39 protein-coding genes are annotated in these 21723 nt (G+C 72.2%); 36 read left to right on the forward strand and 3 right to left on the reverse strand.

The window, feature by feature from the left end:
• Positions 1–100 precede the first annotated feature (100 nt).
• Positions 101–1054 (forward strand): tyrosine-type recombinase/integrase, encoded by a 954-nt coding sequence (locus tag Saso_RS13230; RefSeq protein ID WP_229901015.1) that lies wholly within the window; start codon positions 101–103, stop codon positions 1052–1054.
• A 14-nt stretch (positions 1055–1068) separates the two neighbouring features.
• On the opposite strand, the gene Saso_RS13235 is transcribed toward Saso_RS13230, so the two are convergent.
• Both Saso_RS13235 and Saso_RS13240 read right to left on the reverse strand, forming a co-directional pair.
• The gene (locus Saso_RS13235; protein WP_189917872.1) at positions 1069–1287 is read right to left on the reverse strand and encodes a hypothetical protein; all 219 of its coding nucleotides are present in this window, start codon (positions 1285–1287) and stop codon (positions 1069–1071) included.
• Positions 1288–1447: 160 nt separating this feature from the next.
• On the reverse strand, positions 1448–1849 hold the full coding sequence (locus tag Saso_RS13240) for a hypothetical protein (protein ID WP_189917874.1): 402 nt from the start codon (positions 1847–1849) through the stop codon (positions 1448–1450).
• Positions 1850–2385: 536 nt separating this feature from the next.
• Between Saso_RS13240 and Saso_RS13245 the strand changes: the two genes are divergently transcribed.
• The 26 genes from Saso_RS13245 (at position 2386) to Saso_RS13365 (ending at position 14290) form a co-directional block, all read left to right on the forward strand.
• Positions 2386–2682 (forward strand): hypothetical protein, encoded by a 297-nt coding sequence (locus tag Saso_RS13245; protein WP_229901017.1) that lies wholly within the window; start codon positions 2386–2388, stop codon positions 2680–2682.
• Positions 2683–2775: 93 nt separating this feature from the next.
• Positions 2776–3213, forward strand: coding sequence for a DUF6197 family protein (locus tag Saso_RS13250; protein ID WP_189917876.1), 438 nt, complete (start codon positions 2776–2778; stop codon positions 3211–3213).
• Positions 3210–3944, forward strand: a complete 735-nt coding sequence (locus Saso_RS13255) for a hypothetical protein (RefSeq protein WP_189917878.1) — start codon at positions 3210–3212, stop codon at positions 3942–3944. The genes Saso_RS13250 and Saso_RS13255 overlap by 4 nt, the downstream gene beginning before the upstream one ends.
• Complete coding sequence (locus Saso_RS13260; RefSeq protein WP_189917880.1) at positions 3941–4129, forward strand: hypothetical protein; 189 nt, start codon at positions 3941–3943, stop codon at positions 4127–4129. The genes Saso_RS13255 and Saso_RS13260 overlap by 4 nt, the downstream gene beginning before the upstream one ends.
• Positions 4126–4305, forward strand: a complete 180-nt coding sequence (locus Saso_RS13265) for a hypothetical protein (protein WP_189917882.1) — start codon at positions 4126–4128, stop codon at positions 4303–4305. The genes Saso_RS13260 and Saso_RS13265 overlap by 4 nt, the downstream gene beginning before the upstream one ends.
• Positions 4302–4688 carry a hypothetical protein gene (locus Saso_RS13270; protein WP_189917884.1) on the forward strand — a complete coding sequence of 129 codons (387 nt, stop codon included), beginning with the start codon at positions 4302–4304 and terminating at the stop codon, positions 4686–4688. Before Saso_RS13265 ends, Saso_RS13270 begins: the two co-directional genes overlap by 4 nt.
• A complete protein-coding gene (locus tag Saso_RS13275; RefSeq protein WP_189917886.1) occupies positions 4688–4924 on the forward strand; it encodes a hypothetical protein in 237 nt (78 codons plus the stop codon). The genes Saso_RS13270 and Saso_RS13275 overlap by 1 nt, the downstream gene beginning before the upstream one ends.
• A complete protein-coding gene (locus Saso_RS13280) occupies positions 4921–5211 on the forward strand; it encodes a hypothetical protein (protein ID WP_189917888.1) in 291 nt (96 codons plus the stop codon). The genes Saso_RS13275 and Saso_RS13280 overlap by 4 nt, the downstream gene beginning before the upstream one ends.
• Positions 5208–6341, forward strand: a complete 1134-nt coding sequence (gene bet, locus Saso_RS13285; protein WP_189917889.1) for a phage recombination protein Bet — start codon at positions 5208–5210, stop codon at positions 6339–6341. The genes Saso_RS13280 and bet overlap by 4 nt, the downstream gene beginning before the upstream one ends.
• A 60-nt stretch (positions 6342–6401) precedes the next feature.
• A complete protein-coding gene (locus tag Saso_RS13290) occupies positions 6402–7064 on the forward strand; it encodes a hypothetical protein (protein WP_189917891.1) in 663 nt (220 codons plus the stop codon).
• Positions 7061–7318 carry a hypothetical protein gene (locus tag Saso_RS13295; protein WP_189917893.1) on the forward strand — a complete coding sequence of 86 codons (258 nt, stop codon included), beginning with the start codon at positions 7061–7063 and terminating at the stop codon, positions 7316–7318. The genes Saso_RS13290 and Saso_RS13295 overlap by 4 nt, the downstream gene beginning before the upstream one ends.
• Positions 7315–7803 carry a RusA family crossover junction endodeoxyribonuclease gene (locus Saso_RS13300; protein WP_189917895.1) on the forward strand — a complete coding sequence of 163 codons (489 nt, stop codon included), beginning with the start codon at positions 7315–7317 and terminating at the stop codon, positions 7801–7803. Before Saso_RS13295 ends, Saso_RS13300 begins: the two co-directional genes overlap by 4 nt.
• Positions 7800–8234 (forward strand): hypothetical protein, encoded by a 435-nt coding sequence (locus tag Saso_RS13305; RefSeq protein WP_189917897.1) that lies wholly within the window; start codon positions 7800–7802, stop codon positions 8232–8234. The genes Saso_RS13300 and Saso_RS13305 overlap by 4 nt, the downstream gene beginning before the upstream one ends.
• Positions 8231–8476, forward strand: coding sequence for a hypothetical protein (locus Saso_RS13310; protein WP_189917899.1), 246 nt, complete (start codon positions 8231–8233; stop codon positions 8474–8476). The genes Saso_RS13305 and Saso_RS13310 overlap by 4 nt, the downstream gene beginning before the upstream one ends.
• The gene (locus Saso_RS13315; RefSeq protein ID WP_189917901.1) at positions 8473–8847 is read left to right on the forward strand and encodes a VVA0879 family protein; all 375 of its coding nucleotides are present in this window, start codon (positions 8473–8475) and stop codon (positions 8845–8847) included. The genes Saso_RS13310 and Saso_RS13315 overlap by 4 nt, the downstream gene beginning before the upstream one ends.
• Positions 8848–8964: 117 nt before the next feature.
• Entirely contained in the window at positions 8965–9402 is a 438-nt protein-coding gene (locus Saso_RS13320) for a hypothetical protein (protein WP_189917903.1), read from the forward strand.
• Positions 9403–9483: 81 nt separating this feature from the next.
• On the forward strand, positions 9484–10335 hold the full coding sequence (locus tag Saso_RS13325) for a hypothetical protein (protein WP_189917905.1): 852 nt from the start codon (positions 9484–9486) through the stop codon (positions 10333–10335).
• Positions 10332–10871 carry an Lsr2 family protein gene (locus Saso_RS13330; protein ID WP_189917907.1) on the forward strand — a complete coding sequence of 180 codons (540 nt, stop codon included), beginning with the start codon at positions 10332–10334 and terminating at the stop codon, positions 10869–10871. Before Saso_RS13325 ends, Saso_RS13330 begins: the two co-directional genes overlap by 4 nt.
• A 45-nt stretch (positions 10872–10916) precedes the next feature.
• Positions 10917–11474 (forward strand): WhiB family transcriptional regulator, encoded by a 558-nt coding sequence (locus tag Saso_RS13335; protein WP_189917909.1) that lies wholly within the window; start codon positions 10917–10919, stop codon positions 11472–11474.
• Positions 11475–11479: 5 nt separating this feature from the next.
• Positions 11480–11608 (forward strand): hypothetical protein, encoded by a 129-nt coding sequence (locus tag Saso_RS38755; protein ID WP_268253190.1) that lies wholly within the window; start codon positions 11480–11482, stop codon positions 11606–11608.
• A 2-nt stretch (positions 11609–11610) separates the two neighbouring features.
• Positions 11611–11817, forward strand: coding sequence for a hypothetical protein (locus Saso_RS13340; RefSeq protein WP_189917911.1), 207 nt, complete (start codon positions 11611–11613; stop codon positions 11815–11817).
• Complete coding sequence (locus Saso_RS13345) at positions 11814–12155, forward strand: hypothetical protein (protein ID WP_189917912.1); 342 nt, start codon at positions 11814–11816, stop codon at positions 12153–12155. The genes Saso_RS13340 and Saso_RS13345 overlap by 4 nt, the downstream gene beginning before the upstream one ends.
• A complete protein-coding gene (locus tag Saso_RS13350; RefSeq protein ID WP_203833529.1) occupies positions 12152–12586 on the forward strand; it encodes a hypothetical protein in 435 nt (144 codons plus the stop codon). Before Saso_RS13345 ends, Saso_RS13350 begins: the two co-directional genes overlap by 4 nt.
• Positions 12583–13887, forward strand: coding sequence for a hypothetical protein (locus Saso_RS13355; protein WP_189917914.1), 1305 nt, complete (start codon positions 12583–12585; stop codon positions 13885–13887). The genes Saso_RS13350 and Saso_RS13355 overlap by 4 nt, the downstream gene beginning before the upstream one ends.
• Before the next feature lie 2 nt (positions 13888–13889).
• On the forward strand, positions 13890–14057 hold the full coding sequence (locus tag Saso_RS13360) for a hypothetical protein (protein ID WP_189917916.1): 168 nt from the start codon (positions 13890–13892) through the stop codon (positions 14055–14057).
• A 59-nt stretch (positions 14058–14116) separates the two neighbouring features.
• On the forward strand, positions 14117–14290 hold the full coding sequence (locus Saso_RS13365) for a hypothetical protein (RefSeq protein ID WP_189917918.1): 174 nt from the start codon (positions 14117–14119) through the stop codon (positions 14288–14290).
• Positions 14291–14347: 57 nt separating this feature from the next.
• Here the strand turns inward: Saso_RS13365 and Saso_RS13370 are convergent, their stop codons facing one another.
• Positions 14348–14632, reverse strand: a complete 285-nt coding sequence (locus Saso_RS13370) for a hypothetical protein (protein WP_189917920.1) — start codon at positions 14630–14632, stop codon at positions 14348–14350.
• 186 nt (positions 14633–14818) lie between these two features.
• On the opposite strand from Saso_RS13370, the gene Saso_RS13375 reads away from it, so the two are divergent.
• From Saso_RS13375 to Saso_RS13415, 9 genes are all read left to right on the forward strand, one after another.
• Positions 14819–15601, forward strand: a complete 783-nt coding sequence (locus Saso_RS13375; RefSeq protein WP_189917922.1) for a DUF2637 domain-containing protein — start codon at positions 14819–14821, stop codon at positions 15599–15601.
• A gap of 3 nt (positions 15602–15604) precedes the next feature.
• Positions 15605–15751: a hypothetical protein gene (locus Saso_RS13380; protein WP_189917924.1), complete on the forward strand. Its 147-nt coding sequence runs from the start codon at positions 15605–15607 to the stop codon at positions 15749–15751.
• Positions 15752–15761: 10 nt separating this feature from the next.
• On the forward strand, positions 15762–16274 hold the full coding sequence (locus tag Saso_RS13385) for a hypothetical protein (protein WP_189917926.1): 513 nt from the start codon (positions 15762–15764) through the stop codon (positions 16272–16274).
• Positions 16274–16645, forward strand: a complete 372-nt coding sequence (locus tag Saso_RS13390; RefSeq protein WP_189917928.1) for a hypothetical protein — start codon at positions 16274–16276, stop codon at positions 16643–16645. Before Saso_RS13385 ends, Saso_RS13390 begins: the two co-directional genes overlap by 1 nt.
• Positions 16646–16722: 77 nt before the next feature.
• Positions 16723–16869, forward strand: coding sequence for a hypothetical protein (locus tag Saso_RS13395; protein ID WP_189917930.1), 147 nt, complete (start codon positions 16723–16725; stop codon positions 16867–16869).
• Positions 16870–16994: 125 nt separating this feature from the next.
• Positions 16995–17459 carry a hypothetical protein gene (locus Saso_RS13400; protein WP_189917932.1) on the forward strand — a complete coding sequence of 155 codons (465 nt, stop codon included), beginning with the start codon at positions 16995–16997 and terminating at the stop codon, positions 17457–17459.
• Between the two features lie 189 nt (positions 17460–17648).
• Positions 17649–18032 carry a hypothetical protein gene (locus Saso_RS13405; protein ID WP_189917934.1) on the forward strand — a complete coding sequence of 128 codons (384 nt, stop codon included), beginning with the start codon at positions 17649–17651 and terminating at the stop codon, positions 18030–18032.
• 2 nt (positions 18033–18034) lie between these two features.
• A complete protein-coding gene (locus tag Saso_RS13410) occupies positions 18035–19381 on the forward strand; it encodes a phage terminase large subunit family protein (RefSeq protein WP_189917936.1) in 1347 nt (448 codons plus the stop codon).
• Positions 19382–19390: 9 nt separating this feature from the next.
• Positions 19391–21721 carry a phage portal protein gene (locus tag Saso_RS13415; protein ID WP_189917938.1) on the forward strand — a complete coding sequence of 777 codons (2331 nt, stop codon included), beginning with the start codon at positions 19391–19393 and terminating at the stop codon, positions 21719–21721.
• Positions 21722–21723 lie beyond the last annotated feature (2 nt).

Raw genomic sequence — 21723 nt, forward strand, 5'->3', positions numbered from 1 at the left:
CAAACAACCTCTGACCAGCAAGAATAGGTCGGGGGCTTTTTCATGTCCTGATCGCACAGTGCATATGGACCAAGCGCCTTCACCTGACTACCGTCGGGGCATGAGCGACCGCACCCCGTACGACATCGGCCCGCTGGCCTCGTCCTGGGCCCGCTCCCTGCGAGCCCGCAACCTCTCGGCCAACACCCAACGGATCTACGCCCGCGCCGCGAACGACCTCCGCGCGTTCCTCCTCGCCTACGAACCGGAGGACGACGGCCGGCCGGCTCCGACTGAGCTGGAGGGCGAGCACGGCGTCCACCGCGAGCATCTGGAGGTACACCTCACCCGGCTGCGGGAGCGCACCAGCGCGGGGAATGCGCACCAGCACTTCCGCTCGCTGAAGACGTTCTTCAACTGGCTGGTCGACGAGGAGGAGATGGACCGGTCCCCCATGCGCACGATGAAGGCGCCCGCGCTGCCCGAGGTGGAGGTGCCCGTCATCCCCGAGGACGCGCTGAAGCGGCTGCTGGCCACCTGCAAGGGCACCAGCTTCCAGCAGCGGCGGGATACCGCGCTGCTGATGATGTTCCTCGACACGGGGGGCCGTTTGGCCGAAGTCACGGAGCGCATGCAGGTCGCGCTGGACCTGGACCTGATGGTCCTGCACGTGCAGGGCAAGGGCGGCCGCGCGCGGCCGTTGCCGTTCGGCCGGTCGACGGCGGTGGCGATGGACCGCTACCTGCGGGCGCTGGGCAAGCATCTCGGCCGGCCGGTCGAGCCGGGCGACGCGCTGTGGTTCGGCGTGAAGTCGAAGGCCCCGCTGACGATCTGGGGCGTGGGGACGATGATCGAGCGTCGGTGCAAGGAGGCTGGCATCCCGCACATCCACCCGCACCAGTTCCGGCACACGTTCGCGCACCTGTGGAAAGTGAACGGCGGCAACGAGGATGCGCTGATGCGGATCATGGGGTGGCGGTCCCGGCAGATGCTGTCGCGGTACGGCGCGTCCGCAGGCGAGGAGCGGGCGCGGCAGCAACACCGGGACCTCAGCCCTGGCGATCGCCTGAAGTGATGCGTGGGGCGGGGCTAGTGCCCCGCCTCGCCGTCGTCGTCGGGACCCTGCCGCCGCGTCCAGCGCCGTTCGTCCACGCTCTCCTGGAACAGTTCGGTGAGACTCGCGGTGATCTCCTCGGGCGGTCGGCTGAAGTCGATCGCCAGCCGAAATTCGGTCCGGCTGTCCCTGAGCGCGGCAGAGGCTCGGCCCCCGAGATCTGCGGCATAGACGTGCACCTGCGGTACTTCCACTCGACCCCCATTCCCGGGCGTGCGAGGGCAGCAGCATTCGCACGCGCGTTCGACCTGCACGAGGTTCGATCACTGTACGCGCCGCACTTGCAATCAGACAGTCACCTGATTGGCTGAAGTTAAACCATCTGTTGCATGGAAAGCGGCAGGCCAGGCGCGGTTACTGCGCGTCAGGCTCACCCTCAGGGTTGTCCAGAACCACCCTTGCAGCGGCCAACTCCTCGGATGATGCACCGACTTCGTGCGCCACACGCACCACGGCGTCGTCGGCGCCCGGGTCCGTGTCGAACGGGTCGGTCACCTCGATTCCGATGTACTGGCGGATAGCAGCCACACGGACCCGGCCGAGGTCGACGCCGATGCCGGCCGCGATGGCGCGCAGAACCTCGGGCGTGACCTTGATCTGGTGGCCGCGGGCGACGTTCTCCGCGGTGGACTTGCTGATGCGCCGGCCGGTGAGCGGGTCGACGGCCTGCTCCTCGAACGCTCGGAACGTCAGGCGGCGTCCCCGGCCTACGTGCTCCTGCACCAGGCGCGTGAGCGCGTCCTCATGATCCGGCATTCGCCCTCTCCCTTACCAACTGTCCACGTTGTCGCTGTGGTCTCAACGAAACGTCCCAGGCTGAATGCTGTTAGGCAACCCTCAGCGTGTGGACACCTATTGTCCACGGCGGTGGACAGCGGACGCCACCGGTCCCCCCTTCTTTGGCCGACTCCTTGCTGAAGACGTGGACACTCCGTTGTCCAGAAAGCTGGACAAGCTCTGTACTAAGTGCCATGCTTCTCGTGTCCAGAAAAGTGGACGCGAACGGAGAACCGTGGACTACCGCTACCGACTGCACTCCGGTGACCTGCTGAGACGTCTCATGGACGACCACTCGGCAGACGAACCGGGAAGCACCCGCGAACTGGCCGAAGCTGTCGGACTGAGCAAGAGCAAGGTGGACGCCCTCGTCCACGAGACTCGGCCAACCGTCAGCCGCGCCGAGGCGCGACGAGTAGCGCAGGCATACAGCCTCCCCCCACGCGCTCTTTTCCACCCCGTGTCCATGTCCATGAACATGGACAGTGACCCGCTCACACGTAAGGAGGCCTCCAGTGCCGACGGATATGAACCCGCAGGAGCGCTCGCTCCGGGCCCGTCTCGCCGCGCACACCAGCTGGGCGAACACGCTCGACCCGGCGAGCAGGACGGCGAAAGCGCGAGCCGCGGCCGCCGGCCGGTTTGAGAAGCAGGCCCGCGAGCTGCACCCGGGTGCGACGGACGAGCAGATCGCCCGAGCGGCCGAGCACCTGAAGCGGGCTCACGCGCAGCGAATGGCGCTCGCCTCGGCGAAGGCGCGCCGCGCGAAGAAGGCCGCCGCCGAGCTGGTGCCGGCGCAGCGCTCCGCCTGATCCACCCCTGAACGCGCCGAAGGGCCGCCCGCTTGTCCGGCTCGGCGACCCCACGACCGGCGCCCCCACCAACCAGAGAAAGAAGAGGCCCCGATGGGCACATCATCTCAGACCCGCAGCAGGGTGGTCTCGCTGCATCTGTCGCCGCTGGCGCGGCCGACGAACCTTCCGCAGACGTACCGGGTTGCGGCCCGGATCCTCTCGGCGAACGGCCTGTACCAGGGCGGCGACTACGTCCCGGACGCCTTCGACCGGGAGATGTGCGTCCCGCACTTCCTGCGGCCTATGTCGATCGTGGCGGCGCTGAAGTGCGCGACGACCGGTGACCCGCACCTGACGTCGCTGCTCGCGGACCAGGCGATCGCCACGCTGGCGCTGCGCCTGGAGGTCGACGGGGAGGGCCCGGCGTACGGCGGGATCTTCGACCTGGAGGCGCACGTGGACGCGTGGGGCGACGAGGAGTCGCGGACCACGGAGTCGGCGGTGGCGGTGCTGGAGGCTGCGGCGGACCGGTGCGAGGTGGCGGCATGAGCGCGCCGACGACGCACGACCCGCTGGTCGTGAACACGAAGGACGGCGCGGTCTGGCAGCGGCGCGCGGTGACGGCGGACGGGCGGGGCCTGTACGCGGTGGCCGGGGCGTGCTCGTGCCCGGAGTACCTGATGGCGACGCTGGCCGAGCTGGCGGAGCACGGCATTGCCGGGTCGGCGTACGCGCTGCCGGTGCCGGTGGGGTCGGTGCGCTCGCCGCTGGAGCAGGCGCTGGACGAGTTGGCCGGCGTGAGCCTGTCCCTGTGGGAGGAGGAGCAGGACACGGCGCGGCTGCGGCTGGCGCTCGCCTCGGCGCAGCGTGGCCGACGTGAGTTGCGGGCCCGCGTGGCTGCGCTGCTTGCGGAGCGGCACGAGACGAACGAGGCGTTGTCCGACGTCACCGTCGCGATCCGCGAGCGGGACGCTTCTCCGCTGACGGTGTTCCGGGCGTCGCACGACTCGATCGTCATGGGCCTGTACACCACGGCGGCCGAGGCCCGGAAGCACTGCGAGACGGTCGTCCGCCGCGAGTACACCGACGCCGACTGCAAGGTGTCGCTCTGGTGGCGCGAGGACGAGGACACCGTCGACCAGCCCCAGGACGGCGAGGCCGAGCTGTACGAGCACGTCAAGCCGAACAACTTCGATGGCCGTGGCTATACGTCCAGGACCGGCTACGTGATCACGCCGGTTGAGGTCGCCGCCTCGTACGACGAGGAGGCCGACGAGTGAACCCGCACCACGTCTCCCTGACCGAGCTGGCCGCCGCGTTCTGCCTCGGCACCGCGATGTGGGCGTCCTGCGCCTGCCTGATCTTCGCGTTCGTCCCGGTGGACTTCGGCGCGGTCGCCCGCCGGGCCGCGCTGACCGTGCTCGCGCTGCTGCTGCTGGTCGTCCCGGTGGAGGTGCCGCGATGAGCAACCAGCCCGAGGACGTCGAGCCCGAGGACATGGACGTTGCGGACCAGGTCGCGTACGAGGACACGGGCCGTCCGTGGGGTGCGCGTGTGATCCGGCACCCCTCGCACGCCGCGACCCGCCGCCACCTCGCCGCCAACCCGCTGCCCGCGCAGCAGAACCGGCGGACGTCATGAGCGACCGCGAAGCCTTCCCCGGCGAACTCGACATGCTGCACGGCCTCGTGGCCACGCTGCACGCCGTTGCCGAACACGGCGACCTGGCCGACGTACGGCGCGTGCTCGCCGAGTACCAGCGCGACGAGCAGGACGCGTACGCCGAGGCCGGGGCGGGCAGCCCGACCGCCGCTCCCAAGGCCTTCCAGCCGGGCCACCTCTACGCCTACGCGGTCTGGCGCTTCCACTGCGCCGCCGTGACCGCCCACCCCGCCACCGGCGAGCAGCAGGCCATCGGCTGGATCCGCATCAGCGACGGCAGCTGGACCACCCACGCCTACTCGGCTGCTGAGTGGGACGCGCCGTGGACCGACATCACGACCACCGGAGAGGACGGCCGCTGATGACCGGCCCCGAGCACTACACCCGCGCCGAGCAGCTGCTCCGCGAGGTCCGCGACGGACACCAGGAGGGCACCGACGTGGCCGCGATCATCGCCGCCGCCCAGGTGCACGCCACGCTGGCCAGCGCCGCCGCCACCGCCATGGGCTGCACCGAGAACGGCGGTATGGCGCGCGTCGACTTCAACGCGTGGGACGCCGTCGCGGGTGTGCCGCTGAACGGAGACGACGACCTGTGACCACCGTCGTGCAGGCCGGGGCGCCCGCCGCCCCGGCCGCCGGCCCCGCCCCCGGGTGGCCCCCGGACTGGGACCGCGTACTCGACACCGCCATTCGCACCTGGGGCGGTCAGTGGAACACCGCCCGCGTGCAGCAGCTGTACGCCGTCCGCTACGGCCGCCGCCTGTACCGCGAGGACGCCCGCGCGTTCCTGTCGCGCCGCGCCCACCAGGGCGTGCTCCGCCTCCACGACCAGCCGAACGCCCGTTACTACACGCTCGACACCAGGAAGGACGTGCGCCCGTGAGCGCCGAACTCGCCCAGACCGGTGGCGCCCTCGCCATCCGCCCCGACCAGACGTCGTGGACCCCCGACCAGGCGGCCGTACTCCAGCAGTCCGGCATCGACAACCAGGTGGCCCCCGCCGAGCTGTCAGCGTTCCTCCACCTGTGCCAGCGCACCCGCCTGGACCCGTTCTCCCGGCAGATCTACCTCATCGGCCGGTGGGACAACCGGCAGCAGCGGAAGGTGTACACGCCGCAGACCAGCATCGACGGGTACCGGGTCATCGCCCACCGCGCGGCGGCTGAGGCCGGTCACGCGCTGGGCTACGAGGACACCCTGTGGTGCGCGAAGGACGGTCGTTGGCAGGACGTGTGGCTGTCCGACGAGCCGCCGGCCGCCGCGAAGGTGACCGTGATCCGAAACGGGATGCGGTTCTCGGCGGTCGCTCGGTACTCGGAGTACGTCCAGACGAAGAAGGGCGGGGAGACGTCAGGGTTGTGGGGCAAGATGCCCGCGACCATGACGGCGAAGTGCGCCGAGGCGCTGGCTCTCCGCATGGCGTTCCCGCACGACCTCGCCGGGGTGTACACCGCCGAGGAGATGGCGCAGGCAGACAACCCGGCGGCCGGTGAGCGGCACCTGCGGAAGGTGCAGCCGGGTGAGGGCGACCCGTGGGCGACGCCCGGCCCGGACGCCGAGCAGGCGGGGACCCCCGCGGTGCACGGCCGGTCGCAGCCCGCCCAGGACATCGCCGACGTGGCCGCGCAGACCTCGAACCGGGGCGCTGTGAAGGACCTGTACCGGCAGGCGCGGGACGAGGGTCTGCTCACCGAGGCGGTGAAGACGCCGGACCGGGAGCTGCTGGAGCTGGGGGCGTACCTGATCGCGCGAGGCCAGCAGCTCGCCGAGCCCACGCCCACGACGGGCGACGACGGGGTGGTGGACGCCGAGGTCGTCGAGACCGGCGCCACGACCACCGACCAGGACGCCGAGGCCGCCGCCGCCGAGCGCGAGCTGCGCGCTGCCGCCGCCCGCGTCGGACTCGACAACCTCGCCGAGGAGTTCGAGCGCAGCTACGGCCTGCCCATCGACCTCGCCCCCGCGCACCAGCTCCGCGAGATGACCGCGATCCTCACCGGCTCCGCCGCCTGACCAGCGCACAACTCGGGCCGCCCCGCGGCAATCGGGGCGGCCCACCCCAAGGAGTAGTACATGAGCCTGAAGGACACCGCCCGCACCGTGGCGGTCCTCTCCACCCTCCACGACGCCATCGGCGACCAGCTGAAGGGCGCGAAGAAGGAGCTGGAGGCCGGACTGCGGAAGGCCAAGGACGAGACCGGCACGCAGAAGATCGCCGTCAGCCTCGACGAGGGCGAGGACGTCGGCACCGTCAGCCTGGTCCAGCCGAAGGCCGCCGCCGCCGTCACCGACGCCAAGGCCTTCACCGACTGGGTGATGCAGAACTACAGCGGGGAGATCACCCGCCGGTTCGTCACCGAGGTCACGCCCGGATTCCAGAAGAAGATCCTCACCGAGATCACGGCGGCCGGGGTCGCCGAGTGGGCCGACCCCGAGACCGGCGTCATCCACGAGGTGCCGGGCGTGGCGATGCAGGGCCGCGCCGCGTATACGCGGCTGACCGTGCCGGACGCGGGCAAGACCGCCATCGCGCAGGCGTGGCGGGAGAACCGCCTCGGTGCCAGCCTGCCGCCGGCCATCACGGCGGGCGGCGCCGACGGCGAGGCCGAGAAGCTGCGGAAGCGGGTCGCCGAGCTGGAGGAGCGGGACGCGTGGCTGTCCGCGCTGGAGGCCGCCGGGCTCGACAACTGGCAGGGCGTCGACACCGCGCGTGAGATCTTCGGGGGTGGCGAGTGAGCGCCCTGTCCTCGATCTGCGCTGCGCTGCTCCCCGGCAAGGGCCGCCGCCGCAGCAGCCGCGTCGGCGCCCGGTACGTCCGCGGCCTGCGCCCCGTCGAGGCCCTCGTGAAGGACACCGCGTACTGCCCGGCTGAGCAGCGGGACACGGTGCACGCCTTCCTGCGGATGGGCGGCCGGGTGTGCCTGACCTGCCGCCACCTGACCATGCACGGGCCGCTCACCAGCACCCCGCCGCAGGACGGTGGCCAGTGAGCACCCTGTTCGAGCCCGAGGTTCCGGCCGCCGTCACGGCGGCCGGGGCCCCGGCCCCCTACGTCATCACCCTCCCCGCCGGGCTGAAGATCCTGAACGCCAACCAGCGGCCTCACTACCGAGTCCGGCACGAGATCACCAAGGAACTGCGCGCCGAAGCTATGAAGGCCGTGAGCGAGTGCCCCGCGCTGATGGAGGCGCTCGCCGCCGCCAAGCCGGACGCCCTCTTCCCCCGGGCTCACATCCTCGGCGTGTACTGCCCGCCCGACCGCGGGCGCCGCGACCCCGCGAACTACTACCCCTCCTTCAAGGCCGCCGTGGACGGCCTCGTGGACGCGGGCCTGTTCGACGACGACGACCACACCCGCGTCCTCGGACCGGACATGCGGCTCGGCCGGGTCGTGAAGCGCGGGCAGCTGGTGCTCGTCGTCCGCGGCCTGGCCCCCGACGAGGACCCCCTCGGCTACCGGGCGGTGACCTCATGATGGGCAACTTCCCTGGGTCGTTCGCCCGGGAGCGGATCTACGTGTCCACCACCGACACGTTCGACGCGGAAGCCGACCTCGACTTCATCGCCATTGAGGCCGTCATCAACGGCGACCCCGTGCGCCTCACCACCGCCGAAAAGATCTTCGCCGCCCGCTTCCTCGACGGCCGCGGCATGACCCCCTCGGCCATCGCGTATCTCATCAGGTCCACGGCCCACACCGTCCGCGGCTGGAAGGACAACGGCTGGAAGCGCCGCGACTCTGCGACGCCGCCACCCGTGAAGGAGCGGGAGGAGCCAGTCTGCGGGGAGCGCCGGATGTACCGGCGGCACCTCGCGGCGGGCGAGAGCTGCGACGTCTGCCGGGCCGCGAACACGGCGGCTGACCGCCGGTACCGGCTGACCGGGTCGACGGAGGAAGCGGCGTGACCGGCCGCAAGCGGCGCCGTGCCCCGCCGGCCGAGCCCGCGTACGTCCCGGGCCAGCTCCTCGACTGGCGCGACTCGTCCCACTGGGACTACGACGGCCCCCGGCCGTGCCGGTACTGCGAGCAGCCGACCCAGCTCCGCGACTCCCACGGCAGCCACGCGCACAAGGTCTGCGCGGAGGACGCCCTCACCCAGCAGGCCCGCGACGCGCAGGCCGCCTACCACCAGAACGGACCACGATGACCACCGCCACCAAGTCCCGCACCCTCACCCAGGCCGAGCTGATCGCCGAGGCCACCGAGCGGTTCGGCAAGGACCCGATCAAGTGGGCCTTCCAGTGCCCCTCCTGCAACGACATCGCCACGGGCGAGGACTTCCGCGCCGCCCTCGCCGACAACCCGCGCCAGCACCGCACCGGTGCGGACGTCGTCCCCTCCGACGTCGTCGGCCAGGAGTGCATCGGCCGCACCCTCGGCGCCCTCCGCAAGGGCCAGGGCAAGTACACCGGCCGCGGCTGCGACTGGGCCGCCTACGGCCTGTTCGCCGGGCCCTGGACCGTGACGCTCCCCGGCGGCCGGTCCATGCATGCCTTCCCCCTCGCCCCGGCCAGCTGACCACCTCCCCGGCGGCCGCCCCACGGAGCCCCCACTCCCGGCCGCCACCGGGCCCGCCACCCCCACGGCGGGCCCGGCCCCCAACCCCCACACCAACCCACCCAGAAAGGCCAGCACATGCCCAAGCTCAGCCCCGCCGACGTCCCCGAGATCAAACTCGACAGTGCCGCCGCAGCCGTCGAAGCCTCGATGACCCGCGAGCAGCGCCGCGGCCTCTTCGAGAAGCCCGGCACCGTCGTCTACGCCATCGTCGAGCTGTCCTCGAAGAGCTACACCGGCCACGCCGAGGGCGAGGACAAGGCCCCGAACGTCAAGCTGCGCGTCACCGGCTGCGAGGTCGCCCGCTCCGACGAGGACGCCAAAGCCCTGATCGAGGCCCGCCGCGCCATGTACCGCGGCCGCCAGATCGACGGCACGTTCGACGAGGTCGGCAAGGGCCCCATCCACCCGGACGCGCAGCTCGGCGACCTCACCGCGAGCAAGCCCAGCGAGGCCGAGCTGAAGGCGCACAAGGCCCGCGTCGAGGAGCAGCGCCGCAACGAGTACGTCCGCTGACCCACCCCCTGATCGGCCCCGGGGCGGGGTGACCACCAAACCCCCGCCCCGGGCGACCAACCCCCAGAGAGAAGAACCCAGTTGAGCAGCACGGATGAGCAGGGCCCCGCCGCCGGCAGCGTCCCCATGGCCATCGGGAACGCCCTGTCGTGGAAGTGGACACGCCAGATGAGCCCGTACCTGCGGCGGTCCGGCCTGCCCCTGCTCCTGTGCCAGCTGCGCAACTTCGCCAACGCCTCCGGAGAGATCGCCTTCAGCGGCGACCGCAAGCCCATCCGCATCACCGACATCGCCGCCGCCGCCTGCTGCCGGGAGAAGGACGCACGCCGCTACCTGGAGGCCGCGACCCGCGCCGGCGTCGTCCGTGTCCTCGGGGAGCGCAAGCGCGGCAAGACGACCCGGTACGCGCTCGTGCCGCACCCGTTCCCGGACTGGCAGGCCGCCGAGGACTACCTGAAGTCGACCGGCAGGACGCCCGGTAAGGGCTCTGCGCCGTGGCAGGACGACGAGGGAAGTTCGGGCCACCGCGGCCCGAACCAGATCGGGCCACCGCGGCCCGATGTTACCGACGGTACGGCGGAAGAAGTTCGGGCCACCGCGGCCCGTATGAGTTCGGGCCACCGCGGCCCGACCGGTTCGGGCCACCGCGGCCCGAACAACCCAGGGGGGTACCCAGGGTTTCCCCAAGAACGGGCTGAGGTCGGTTTCCAACCTCAGGTAGTAGGCGGCTCGGAAGAGCAGATCGATTCCCACGAACACCACCACGACGACGAGCAGGCACCGCCGCCGCCGTCCGACCCCGACGACTACGAAACCTGGCCCCGCTGCCTCGTCTGCCGCCACCGCATCCTCCCCGACCCCCGACGCCCCGACCGCACCGTCCACGCCCGCTGCGAAACCACCACCACCGCCCGGGAGAGGCACAGCGCATGACCATCACCGCCCTACGCCGCCTCCTCGACGAGATCGACACCCAAGGCGGACCCGAAGCCGCCCGCCGCGACCGCCTCCACCTCACCGACCACCACGAAGGACCCCGACCCATGGCACAGCCCGTACCCCAGCTCACGTCCATCCCCGCGGCCACCACCGCCGAACCGCCCACCGTCCCCGTCGGCCAGCTCCTCCGGTGGGGCGACGAACACCCCGACGCCGACGTCCGCGACCAGGCCGCCCGCGCCCGCCTCGCCCTCACCGGCCTCCGCCGACGCCACGCCGCCGACCAAGAGCTGACCGCCATCACCACCGAAGCCGAGCAGCTGGAGCAGCGCCTCGCCGAACTCCGAGCGCGCGAGGCCGAGCTGACCCCGGCGAAGGCGAAGAAGAAGCCGGCGCAGCGGGACTACGACCCCCGCGAAGTCCGCACATGGGCCGCCGCGAACGACGTCGACTGCCCCCGCGTCGGCCAAGTGCCCAAGCGCGTCCTCGACGCCTGGCGCGCCACACAGCCCCAGACCACCAGCGCCTGACCAGCCCAGCCAACTGCCCCACGACCAACCCTCCGGGAGCGCCCGATGACCAGCCTCCACGACCTCATGACCCGAACCCCCGGCCTCCCCTGCCGCCTCGACCCCGACCCGTTCTTCAGCAGCAGCCCCACCGACCGGCAGTACGCCGCCCGCCAGTGCCACGGCTGTCCCCTGCTGCTGGCCTGCATGCGTCACGCCCTGGCCGCCGACGAGCAGCACGGCGTCTGGGGCGGCGTGGATTTCGAGGCGCGGGCGACGGGCTGCGGCACCGAGCGTGGCTACCGGGTCCACATCCGGCGGGGGACGGCCGTGGACTCGATGTGCCAGGCCGCGCACGACGAGTTCGTGGAGGCCGACCGGCGCCGGCGGTTGGCGGAGGCGCACGCGGTCGGGGGGACGGTGCGCGGCTACTGGATGCATCGCCGGTTGGGGGAGGAGGCGTGTCCGGGGTGCAAGGGGGCGCAGGCGCGTAAGTCTGCGGCCCACCGGGAGCGGCGGCGTGCGGGCGCTGAGCGGCCTGTGACGGATCTTCGGGGCCGTCGGTCGGCTGAGGCGCTCCTGTGCCCGGAGACGGCCGTACACGCCCTCGCCCTGGCCGGGTGACCCCGATGCCCAACCTCAGCGTCTACGCCTGGCTCGTCGCCGCCTGCTGGACCGTCGGCGCCCTCTGCCTCCTCGCCGCAGGCCTCACCGCCCTCACCACCGCCATCCGCCACCACCGACGCAACGGGAGATGACCATGCGAGACCGCGACCTCGACTGCCCCGGCTGCCACGGCCGACGAGACCCCAAGCTCCTCGTCTGCACCGCCTGCTGGCGCGCACTCCCGCACGCCACCCGCGGCCGCCTCGCCCGCACCGACCACCACACCCGCCTCCGCGCCCGCCACCTCCAGCGTGAGCTGAAGGCCGGCACCCCCCTCGGCATCATCCGAGTCCCCCGGTGACCCGCCTCACCGGAGCGCTGGCCGCCGCCTACACGGTGGCGGCCGCGTTCCTCGCCTACTGCGCGCAGACCAGCTGGCAGCACGACAGCCCCGGCTACGCGCTCGGCCTCCACGCCTGCGCGCTCCTCGCCGTGCTGCCGCCCGTGCGGTGGTTGAACGCCCTGCTCCTGGCCGCCGACCAGCGGGCCGAGGAGGCGCTCGTCCCCATCCCCGACCCCGCGCCCATGCCCGACGACGGGGGAGCCGTCCTCGGCCGCGGCTGCTGCGAACTGTGGTGGGCGACGGCCGGCGCCGACCACGACCCTGCCACCTGCACCCGGAAGGACCAGACCACGTGAGCTACCCGACGCTCTTCACCACGCCCGGCATGCGCGCCATCGCCGAGGAGATCGACGCCGAACGGCAGCGCCAGCTGAAGAAGTGGGGCGAGCAGCACCACCCCGACGGCACCGGCCAGTACCCGGAGACCCTCGACGCGGACGCTGCGCGCATGGCGTGTCAGGGAGCGGCCGAGGGCGGCTACCTCGACTGGCTGCACATCCTGCGCGAGGAGGTCGCCGAGGCCTTCGCCGAGTCGGACCCGGCCAAGCTGCGCACCGAGCTGGTGCAGGTCGCCGCCGTGTGCGCCGCGTGGATCGCCGACCTCGACAGCCGCACCGCCCCCGACCACGTGTGCAACTCGGTCGTGGCCCGCGGTGAGATGGACGAGCCGCTCGGCTATCAGATCTGCGGCATGTGCGGGAAGCGCAAGGACGGGGCGCAGCGATGACCCAGCCCACCTCCGACGCGAAGGCCGTCGTCCGTGCCCTCGACGCCCTGACGACGCAGGCCCGACGCATCGCCGACGCCCTGACGACGCCCGTCGTCCAGCACGTCGTGACCACCGACGACGCCGAGACGACGCCCGCGACGACGTGCAGCGCGCAGCACCACGGCTTCCCCGGCGACCACCGCCACTGCATCCGTGCCGCGCACCACCACGGCGACCACATCGACGAGCACGGCTACCACTGGTCCGACACCGTCGCCGTGTACCCAGTCATCGACGGCGTGGTGAAGCAGGCCCACCTCGTCCCGGCCGAGGCCTACGCCACGTGGACCGGGCAGACCCCGGCCGCCGACGAGCCTGAGGCCGCCTGCCGCGTCATGGACACCCGCACCTGCCCCCCGACCTACAACGGCCCATGCGGCGACCGGCCCTGCGCCCGCTTCGAATCCGACGACCCCACACCCTGGCTCGACACCGCACCAGCAGCCGAGCCCCCGGCCGACGACGCAGACCCCGCCCCCAACCTGCTGCACGTCCTCGTCGACCGCGCCGCCCGAGGCGTCCTCACCGAGGGCGAAGCCGCCACCTTCCGCCGCCGCGTCGAGCAGCTGGTCAACGGCCGGGCCACGTGGAAGGCGAAGGGCGAGGAGATGGAGCGCGACCGCGACCGGCTGGCCGCCGAGCTGACTCGATCCGAGAACGCCCGCGACCACCTGCGCTGCCGCGCCGACGCGGCAGAGGCCGAGGCCGAGCGGCTGCGGGACCTGGTCATCGCCGAGAACAAGCGGGCCGACGACGCGATCAACCGCGAGGACACCGCCGACTCGGCGGCCGAGGAGCAGCGGGGCCGCGCCGCCGCGGCCGAGGCCGCCATCGAGCGGGTGCGCGCCCTCGTGGCCGGCATCGCCCACCCCACCTCCGCCGGGATCACCCAGTACGACCTCGGCCGCAAGGAGATGGCGACCGCCGTAGTCCTCGCCATCACCGAGCAGCCCACCACGGAGCAGCCCGAGCCGCTGCGCGTCACCCCGTGCACCCCGCCCCGCATGGCCGTGCACTGCGGCGGCCAGTGCCTCGCCATCGCACCCAGCGACCACGGCCAGGACCGCCGGGACATCGTGTTCCTGGAAGGCGACTCGATCACCTGCCTGACCGGCACGCCCGGGGGCCCCGTGCCGTCCACCCCTCCCGGCGCCCACTACCTCGCCGAGGTCTACGTCCCCCGAGGTACCGCCGAGATCACGGCGGCACACGTCACCAGCTCGGGCCTGCTCTTCTACCGGCCCACCACGGAGGCCTGACCATGACCAGTAGCGGAGGCTACACCGGGATCAGCCTCGCAGGCCGGTGGGAGTGCGGCGGATGCGGCGCGAGCGGCGACGGCTGGTACGACGAAGACGACGGCCTGGTCCTGCACGACGAGACCGGGACGGCCTTCGACCCCGACGACCACGTGTGCGGGGAAGGCTGACCGGGAACCACCGGTACGCCCCACACGTCCAGATCAGCACCACCAGACCAAGGAGCACCATGGCAGACGAGCAGCCGGTCACGAGCACGGAGATGGCCCAGGCGATCGCTGAGGCGATCATGAAGCAGGCAGCGAAGCTCGCTGAGGTCCCGGACAGCCCGGCCGCTGCGGCCGGGCTGAAGGACCTTGCCGAGGCGTACGCCTGGCTGAAGTACCCGAGCAAGCCGCACTGACGACGCAGGCCAGACGCCCCGTCACCCCGTCCGTCGACGGCCGGTGACGGGGCGTCGTCACATCCCCTTCCACACCTTCCACGCCCGCGACCGATCCGTGCCGATCACCACCGCGATCTCCGGGAAGTCCATGCCGTACTGCTCGTGCATCACGGCCACCGCCTGCTGACGGATGGCCTTCGGCAGGCCCTTCTCCCCGGCCCACTCGCGCAGCACCAGACCCGCAGCCACCGCCCGCACCGCCGTGTCCTCGATGCCCTCCAGCAGCCGCAGCGCGTCGCGCACCGCCTCCAGCACACGGTCAGCCTCCGCGCGCGCCCGCTCGTCCACCTCGTCAGCCATGATCCGCACCTCCCGGCCGGAGCGTAGGTCTGCACGCGGCCCACGGTGTCTAGTACAGTCCACGGTGTCTAGTACTGGACACCGCGTCACGACGGGCCGACGACGCCCGACGACGCCCCACAACTAAACGAGCCCCGGCGGTGGTTGCACACCAGCCGAGGCTCTGACCACCGGAGAGTGACCTCCATGGCTGAGCAGAAGCCAACCACACCCCCACGCCCCGCCGCTACGAGCGGGCTCGGCCTCGCCGTCGGCGCCGCCATCATCATCACCGCCATCACCGGCATCGCCTTCTGGCTCTCCTACCACCACCTCCACGACGTCGCCGCCGGAAACGGCCTCGGCGTCGACCCCGCCCGCGCCTGGGCCTGGCCCGCCGTGCTGGACCTCTTCTACCTCGCCGGCGAGCTGCTCATCCTCCGCGCCTCCTACCTGCGCACCGTCGACCCGTGGGCCATCGCACTCACCGCGGTCGGAGCGCTCGGCTCGATCACCCTGAACGTGGCCGGCGTCGGCGCCCACGCCAAGGCGCTGGAGTACACGGTGGCCGCGGTTCCGCCCGTCGCCGCGCTGCTGGCGTTCGGCGCGCTGATGCGGCAGCTGCACCTATGGTTCGGCACCCGCGCCGTCCCGGCCCCGGCGGTCATCGAGCACGTGGTCCCGCCGATGCCCGAGCAGGCCCCCGCCGTCCCGGCCGCCGAGGAACCCCCGGCCATCGAGCCCCCCGCCGACGAGCAGCGACCGAAGCGACCGGCGTACACCGACCCGCGCTGCGACGTCATCCGCAACCTGTACGACGACGGATACCGGCCCACCACGGGCGAGATGAAGGCCGCGCTGGTCGCCGCTGGCCACGGCGCGCCGAGCCCGTCCACGCTGCGCGGCACCCTGCGCGACGAGATCGAGCAGCGCGAACCGCGCCTGCGCGACCTGCCCTCCCGGCCGACGGCGCTCCACCGCGCGGGCTGAGCCGTGCTGCTCGCGCTGCTCTTCCCGCTCGCGGCCCTGCTCGCCCTCCTCGGCCTCGCCCTGGTCGACCTCCGCACCGTCCCGCCCATCAGCGGCACGTGCGCCCTCATCCTCACGATCGCCGCGCTCGGCGTGGCCGTCCTCCGCTGAAGGACCCCCTGTGAACTACGTGACCTACGGCGGCGTCACCGTCGGCCTCTGCATCCTCGGCTACGAACTCGTCTCCTGGTGGCCCGGCCTCAAGCAGCTCAAGAAGGACCCCGCCCGGCACGCGGCCCGCCTGCTGCCCTTCCTGCTCTCCTGGTCGTACGGCTGCCTCACCACCCTCGGCGTGGCCGGACTCATCGGCACCGCCTCCAGTTCCGTCCTCGGCCTGTCCAACTGGCTCGGCGACGCGGCCCTGCTGTGGGGCGTGGGCGAGCAGCCCGGCCAGCTCGCCGCCCGCGCCACCTTCACCCCGCTCAGCGGGCCCGGAGCGTGCGTGGTCCTGATCCTCACCGCCGTGTTCATCGCGGCCGTGAAGAAGGCCAACGACGACGACGCGGGCGTGCTGAAGCGGGGCGCCTGGTGCGGCATCACCCTCGGCACCTCGGCCGGGGTCGCCGGGTTCGCCGCGGTGCCCCTCGCGCTCGCCGCGAACTGGCTCGCGGACCAGACGTACGGGCGGATGTGATGGCCGCCCGCCGGAAGCCGGACGCCGAGGAGGAGCCCTCGCGGGTGGCCGGCGGGTGCGTGCTGGTCGTCCTCGGTGGTGTCGTGGACGCGGTGGCGTGGGCTGCTGACGAGGCCGCCGGGGTGCTGCTGCTGGTCGCGGTCGGGGTGTTCGCGCTGTGGCGCTCGGCCCGCCGCGTGTCCGATTCGTCCGCCCCTCCCCCACCGGGGGAGGACCGCCCCTCGTGCCGCGAATGCGCAGGTCACACGCTTGTCAGCGTGACCCCTCTCGCAGGCCAGAAGGGGATGTGGATCTACAGCAGCGCACCGCCCGAAGAGTCCAACTACACCCACGTGCACATCGAGCGCGCCGCCGACGAGGCGCGCGCATAGACCCCGGGGCGGCCGTCCTTCCGCCAAGTCGTCCGGCCGCCCCGGTCCCATCCCAACCACGAGACGGAGCACCCATCATGGCACTCGGATTCAAGCGCCCCATCGAGCCCACCGACCCCCGGCTGAAGGGGCACGAGACCACCTACCAGGCGAGCAGGGGCGGGCACTTCCCCGCGCCCCAGACCCCCACCCCCGGCACGCCGAAGGAGCAGCGCGGGCGCTGACCCCCGCCCGCTGTCACACCCCGGTCGCAGACTGGTCACAGGCCCCCGCCGAAATCCCCCACGGCGGGGGCCTTCCGCGCCCCCATGGCACCATGCCCCCAGCCACACCACCCAGGGGGACCACCATGCGCACCCGCGCCACCATCACCACCGCCGCGCTGCTCCTCGCCGCGCTCACCGCCTGCTCATCCGGCAGCAGCAGCACCGCCACCGACACCCCGTCGCCCGCCAGCGACACCGGCACCCCAGCCGCCGAACCCACCGTCAGCGTGCCCGCCGACCACAAGGGCGACGACCTCGCCGCCGCCGTCGCCGTCTACACCGCCGCCTACTTCGCCGCCGACGTCGACACCGGATACGGCATGCTGTCCGCGCGCTGCACCAAGCAGATCGACGAGGCCATGTACCGCGGGATCCTGGAGCAGGCGAAGACGGACTACGGCCCCGACCACCCGGCGACGGACGTGCAAGCGGAGGTGGCCGGCGGGCTCGGCCGGGCCACGTACAAGGTGAAGGGCCTGCCCAAGTTCGACCAGGCGAAGCAGCCGTGGGCGCTGGAGGGCGGCGCCTGGAAGTACGACGCCTGCTGAGCCATACTCGAAGCTGCGCGCCGGGTAACGCCCGGCACTGGCCCCTGCCGGCTTCCCAACGGCAGGGGCCTTCGCACGCCCGCGAATTGCAGCCCCCAAGATCCTGCGACGCCCAAAATCCGTACCGTCCCCACCAGGGAGGTGACGGTGGGCGACCGGTGGCGACGGCCAGAGCATGACCTCGGCCTCGTGCGACAGCACGAGGTCGTACGCCTGCGCACCCAGGAAAAGTTGACCTTCCGGCAGATCGCCGAGCAGCTCGACTGCGACGTCAAGAACACCTACGCCGCATGGAAGCGGGGCGTGGCCGCCCTCGCCGAGCAGGCCGCCGCCGCGCATGGGGAGTACCTCGGCGAGCAGCTGGCCAACCTCAGCATCGCCATCGACGCACTGATGCCCAAGGTCATCAAGGGCGACGTCCGCGCGAACGAGGCCCTCGTCAAACTCTTCGACCACCAGGCCAAGCTGCTCGGCCTGTACGCCCCCGTGAAGCACAACGTTGCCGTCACCGACGAGATGACCGCCCGCATCAAGGCCCTGGCCGACGAGATCGCCGCCGTGGACGGGGGCTGACCATGGGCCCCACCGACCTTGACGCGCGCCTCGCCGGACTCTCCCCGGCCGAGCTGGAGATCCTGGAGCAGCAGCTGGCGGACCGGCTGTGGCAGAAGCGGTGGGGCCGGTGGAAGCCGTACCCCTGGCAGGTCCCGCCCGACCACGTGCCCACCCTCGGCTGGTGGTTGCAGCTCGGCGGGCGCGGCACCGGCAAAACCGACGGCTGCGCCCGCTACATGGTCAGCCACGTCAACGGACCCCCGTGTGACCCGCGGCTGCCCGGCGGGCACAGGATGGCCATCATCGCCCCGACGCAGGGCGACGCCGTGGAGGCCTGCGTCAACGGCCCCTCCGGGCTGAAGGCCCACGACCCGCGCGTCCGGCTGCGCACCACCGTCGGCGGCACCTTCGCGCGCTGGCCGTCCGGCGCCGAGGCCAAGCTCTTCGGCAGCCACACCCCCGACGACGTCGAGCGCCTGCGCGCCGGCGGTAACCGGTGCCTCGTCTGGATGGAAGAGGTCGCCGCGCAGCGACGGCTGAAGGACGCGATCACCCACAGCGAGATGGGCCTCCGCATCGGCACGAACCCCCACTACATCGGCAGCACGACGCCCAAGCCCCGAAGCGAACTGATCGAGCTGACCAAACGGGCCGACGTCATCATGACCCGCGGCCGCACCCGCGACGCCATCCACCTGCCCGCAGAGCAGCGCGCCCACCTGATCGCCAAGTACAAGGGCACCCGCACCGAGGCACAGGAACTCGACGGGATCCTGCTGGAGGACATCGAGGGCGCCCTCTGGTCAAGGGCCGGGCTCGACACCGCCCGCGTCGGCGCCGTACCCCCGCTGGCCAGCGTCGTCGTAGCCATGGACCCCGCCGCCACCTCACACGACGAGTCCGACGAGATGGGCATCATCGTGGCCGGGAAGGGCGCGCAGTACATCGCCGACCGCAACGGCTTCCAGCGCCAGCACGGGTACGCGATCGATGACCTGTCCGGCCGGATGCCGCCCATCGAGGCCGCCCGCCGCGCGATCCGCGCCTACCACGAGCACCGGGCCGACGCGATCGTCGCCGAGGTCAACAACGGCGGCGAGTGGATCGGCACGGTGGTCCGGCAGATCGACCCGACGGTGAACTACCGCACCGTCACCGCGTCCCGGGGCAAGGTCACCCGGGCGGAGCCGGTGGCCGCGCTCACCGACCAGGGCAGCGCGCACATCGTCGGCAGCCTGCCCGAGCTGGAGGAGCAACTCGTGTCGTGGGTCCCCGGCGACTCCAGCCCGGACCGCCTCGACGCGTACGTGTGGGCCCTCACTCATCTGATGCTCGCCCCCGCGGGCAACCTTGCCGCGGTCGCCTAGGAGGACCAGTTGAGCCAGTACAGGAACCGGGCGCTGCGCCGGGCCGCCGAGACCCGGGCCGGGCTCGGCCTCGACACGCTGCGGGACCGCATGCCGATCACGGTCGCCTCGATCGGCGGGCAGCAGTCCCTCACCATGGCGCTGGACGCCGAGGCCCGCGGCTACGCCAACTCCGCCGTGGCGTACCGGTGCGTGGCCGCCATCGCCGACAACGGCAGCAGCGTGCCCCTCGTCGTGCGCCGGCCGGACGGCGAGGCCATCGAGGGCCACCAGGTCAGCCACCTGTTCAACAAGCGGCCCAACCCGCTCATGTCCGCGAGGGTCTTCAAGTCGCTGCTGCTCCAGCAGCTGGAGCTGGCGGGCCAGGCGTTCGTGTGGCTGGACCGCGGCGAGACCGGCCAAGGCGAGGTGTCGGAGATGCACCTCGTCTTTGACCAGGTCGACGTCATCGTTGACCGGCCGATCGCGCAGCGCCCGACCACAGCGAACGTGATCGGGTTCATCATCCGCCGCGCCGACGGGACGCAGGTCCCGGTCCTGCCGGACGAGATGCTGTGGCTGCGCTACCCGCACCCGTACGACCCGCTGGGCTGCCTGCCCCCGTGGCGCGCCGCCCGGCACGCCGTGGACATGGACGCCTACGCCCGCGAGTGGCAGAAGCAGTCGTACAAGAACGGCGCCCGCCCGAACGGCGTGGTCTACCTCGGGCACATGGAGCAGCAAGAGTTCGACGCGGTCAAGGCCTCGTGGCGCTCCAGCATGCAGGGCCCGCAGAACGCGGGCCGGGACCTCCTCGTGCGGTCGGCCCCGGGCGGCGGGCCGGGCGCCGGCGGCGGCATCGCATACGAGCGGCTCGGGTTCACGCCCGAGGAGATGGACTATCTCGAATCCCGGATGGCGAACGGGGCCGAGGTGATGCTCGCGTTCGGTGTCCCGCACGACTACCTCGCGGCGGGCACGACGTACGAGAACCGGGCGGCCGCCCGCGCGACGCTGTGGTCGGACACGATCACGGCGAAGCTGGAGGTCATCGGGTCGGAGATCGACCTGCGGATGCTGCCGGACGACACGGAGGAAGCCGAGTTCGATCTGTCGTCGGTCCCGGCTCTCCAGGAGGCGCAAGACTCCGTGGCCAACCGGACCCGGGCCAGCGTTTACAGCGACACCCTGATGATCGACGAGGCGCGTGCCGAGCTGGGCTACGACCCGCTGCCGGGCGGGATCGGGCAGAACACCCTCACCCCGTACCGGGCGCTGTTTGCCCCCGTGCAGGGCGCGGCCGGCGCGGACGCCGCGCGGTCGTGGGACGCGGACTTCTCTCGTCTGCCGCAGCCGACGCCCGACGTCGGCGCCCTCGTCGAGCGGGCCGTAGAGTCCACGCTCGCCCGGATGTTCGGCCAGGCTCCGACGCAGGTCGACGCCCGTCCGACGCCCCGTCGCCCCGAGCTGACGCGCGCCGACGACGCCCCGTCGTCTCCGTCGATCGCGGACATCAACGCCGCGTATGACGAGCTGGAGGGCGCGGGCCGGCGCGCGGTGCAGGCCCTCGCCCGCGAGCAGCGGGACCGCGTCCTCAGGGATTTCGACCGGCTGATGAAGAAGCCCGAGCGGTCCTCAGCCTGGCTCGGCGAGGTGCGGACCGAGGCGTGCGCCCTCGCCCGGGAGCAGTCCCTCACCCTCGCCCCGCCGGACCCCGAGCAGGTGCCCGCGGCCCGCCTCACCGACATGGACGTCGCCGCCGGGCCCGAGGGCTGGGAAGAGCGGGTGAAGGTGCGCGACCTGTTCGACGGCGGGTACTGGCGGCGCCAGACGGCGAAGGCGCTGCGCCCGTTCGTCGAGCGGGCGTGGAAGCGCGGCGGCGCCTCGATCACCGAGGACTTCGACCTCGAAGAGCCGACCGTGGCCGACGCGCTGCGGGATCGGATCGAGGAGCTGGCCGGGCAAGTCACCGCGACGACCGAGGCCGTGCTGCGCAGCCAGCTGCTGGCGCACGGCGTGGCCGAGGGCGAGTCCATCCCGGAGCTGCGGGCCCGGTTGCAGCAGGTGTTCACGAACCTGTCCGACTACCGGGCAACGATGATCGCCCGCACGGAGACCGTCGGCGGCTACAACCAGGCCTCGTTCCTCGCCGCGCTCGACTCGGGCGCCACCCGCAAGACGTGGTTGGCGACGGCCGACCAGCGGACCCGCGAGACGCACCGCCAGGAGAACGGCAACACGGCCGCGATGAACAAGCGGTTCGCCCTCACCAAGTCCCGGTGGCCGGCGGATGCGACCGCCCCGGCCGCGCAGTCCATCCAGTGCCGGTGCGCACTCACGTACTCGTTCGAGGAGTCCTGACC

Source organism: Streptomyces asoensis (assembly GCF_016860545.1).
In the GTDB taxonomy this organism is placed as follows: Bacteria; Actinomycetota; Actinomycetes; order Streptomycetales; family Streptomycetaceae; genus Streptomyces; species Streptomyces asoensis.

What these genes read in the sequence shown, in the direction of transcription:
- Saso_RS13230 (WP_229901015.1), top strand. Translation starts at nt 101, where the DNA reads ATGAGCGACCGCACCCCGTACGACATCGGCCCGCTGGCCTCGTCCTGG.
- Saso_RS13240 (WP_189917874.1), bottom strand. Translation starts at nt 1,849, where the DNA reads ATGCCGGATCATGAGGACGCGCTCACGCGCCTGGTGCAGGAGCACGTA.
- Saso_RS13250 (WP_189917876.1), top strand. Translation starts at nt 2,776, where the DNA reads ATGGGCACATCATCTCAGACCCGCAGCAGGGTGGTCTCGCTGCATCTG.
- Saso_RS13255 (WP_189917878.1), top strand. Translation starts at nt 3,210, where the DNA reads ATGAGCGCGCCGACGACGCACGACCCGCTGGTCGTGAACACGAAGGAC.
- Saso_RS13265 (WP_189917882.1), top strand. Translation starts at nt 4,126, where the DNA reads ATGAGCAACCAGCCCGAGGACGTCGAGCCCGAGGACATGGACGTTGCG.
- Saso_RS13270 (WP_189917884.1), top strand. Translation starts at nt 4,302, where the DNA reads ATGAGCGACCGCGAAGCCTTCCCCGGCGAACTCGACATGCTGCACGGC.
- Saso_RS13275 (WP_189917886.1), top strand. Translation starts at nt 4,688, where the DNA reads ATGACCGGCCCCGAGCACTACACCCGCGCCGAGCAGCTGCTCCGCGAG.
- Saso_RS13290 (WP_189917891.1), top strand. Translation starts at nt 6,402, where the DNA reads ATGAGCCTGAAGGACACCGCCCGCACCGTGGCGGTCCTCTCCACCCTC.
- Saso_RS13305 (WP_189917897.1), top strand. Translation starts at nt 7,800, where the DNA reads ATGATGGGCAACTTCCCTGGGTCGTTCGCCCGGGAGCGGATCTACGTG.
- Saso_RS13315 (WP_189917901.1), top strand. Translation starts at nt 8,473, where the DNA reads ATGACCACCGCCACCAAGTCCCGCACCCTCACCCAGGCCGAGCTGATC.
- Saso_RS13320 (WP_189917903.1), top strand. Translation starts at nt 8,965, where the DNA reads ATGCCCAAGCTCAGCCCCGCCGACGTCCCCGAGATCAAACTCGACAGT.
- Saso_RS13330 (WP_189917907.1), top strand. Translation starts at nt 10,332, where the DNA reads ATGACCATCACCGCCCTACGCCGCCTCCTCGACGAGATCGACACCCAA.
- Saso_RS13335 (WP_189917909.1), top strand. Translation starts at nt 10,917, where the DNA reads ATGACCAGCCTCCACGACCTCATGACCCGAACCCCCGGCCTCCCCTGC.
- Saso_RS38755 (WP_268253190.1), top strand. Translation starts at nt 11,480, where the DNA reads ATGCCCAACCTCAGCGTCTACGCCTGGCTCGTCGCCGCCTGCTGGACC.
- Saso_RS13340 (WP_189917911.1), top strand. Translation starts at nt 11,611, where the DNA reads ATGCGAGACCGCGACCTCGACTGCCCCGGCTGCCACGGCCGACGAGAC.
- Saso_RS13355 (WP_189917914.1), top strand. Translation starts at nt 12,583, where the DNA reads ATGACCCAGCCCACCTCCGACGCGAAGGCCGTCGTCCGTGCCCTCGAC.
- Saso_RS13360 (WP_189917916.1), top strand. Translation starts at nt 13,890, where the DNA reads ATGACCAGTAGCGGAGGCTACACCGGGATCAGCCTCGCAGGCCGGTGG.
- Saso_RS13365 (WP_189917918.1), top strand. Translation starts at nt 14,117, where the DNA reads ATGGCAGACGAGCAGCCGGTCACGAGCACGGAGATGGCCCAGGCGATC.
- Saso_RS13370 (WP_189917920.1), bottom strand. Translation starts at nt 14,632, where the DNA reads ATGGCTGACGAGGTGGACGAGCGGGCGCGCGCGGAGGCTGACCGTGTG.
- Saso_RS13375 (WP_189917922.1), top strand. Translation starts at nt 14,819, where the DNA reads ATGGCTGAGCAGAAGCCAACCACACCCCCACGCCCCGCCGCTACGAGC.
- Saso_RS13390 (WP_189917928.1), top strand. Translation starts at nt 16,274, where the DNA reads ATGGCCGCCCGCCGGAAGCCGGACGCCGAGGAGGAGCCCTCGCGGGTG.
- Saso_RS13395 (WP_189917930.1), top strand. Translation starts at nt 16,723, where the DNA reads ATGGCACTCGGATTCAAGCGCCCCATCGAGCCCACCGACCCCCGGCTG.
- Saso_RS13400 (WP_189917932.1), top strand. Translation starts at nt 16,995, where the DNA reads ATGCGCACCCGCGCCACCATCACCACCGCCGCGCTGCTCCTCGCCGCG.
- Saso_RS13410 (WP_189917936.1), top strand. Translation starts at nt 18,035, where the DNA reads ATGGGCCCCACCGACCTTGACGCGCGCCTCGCCGGACTCTCCCCGGCC.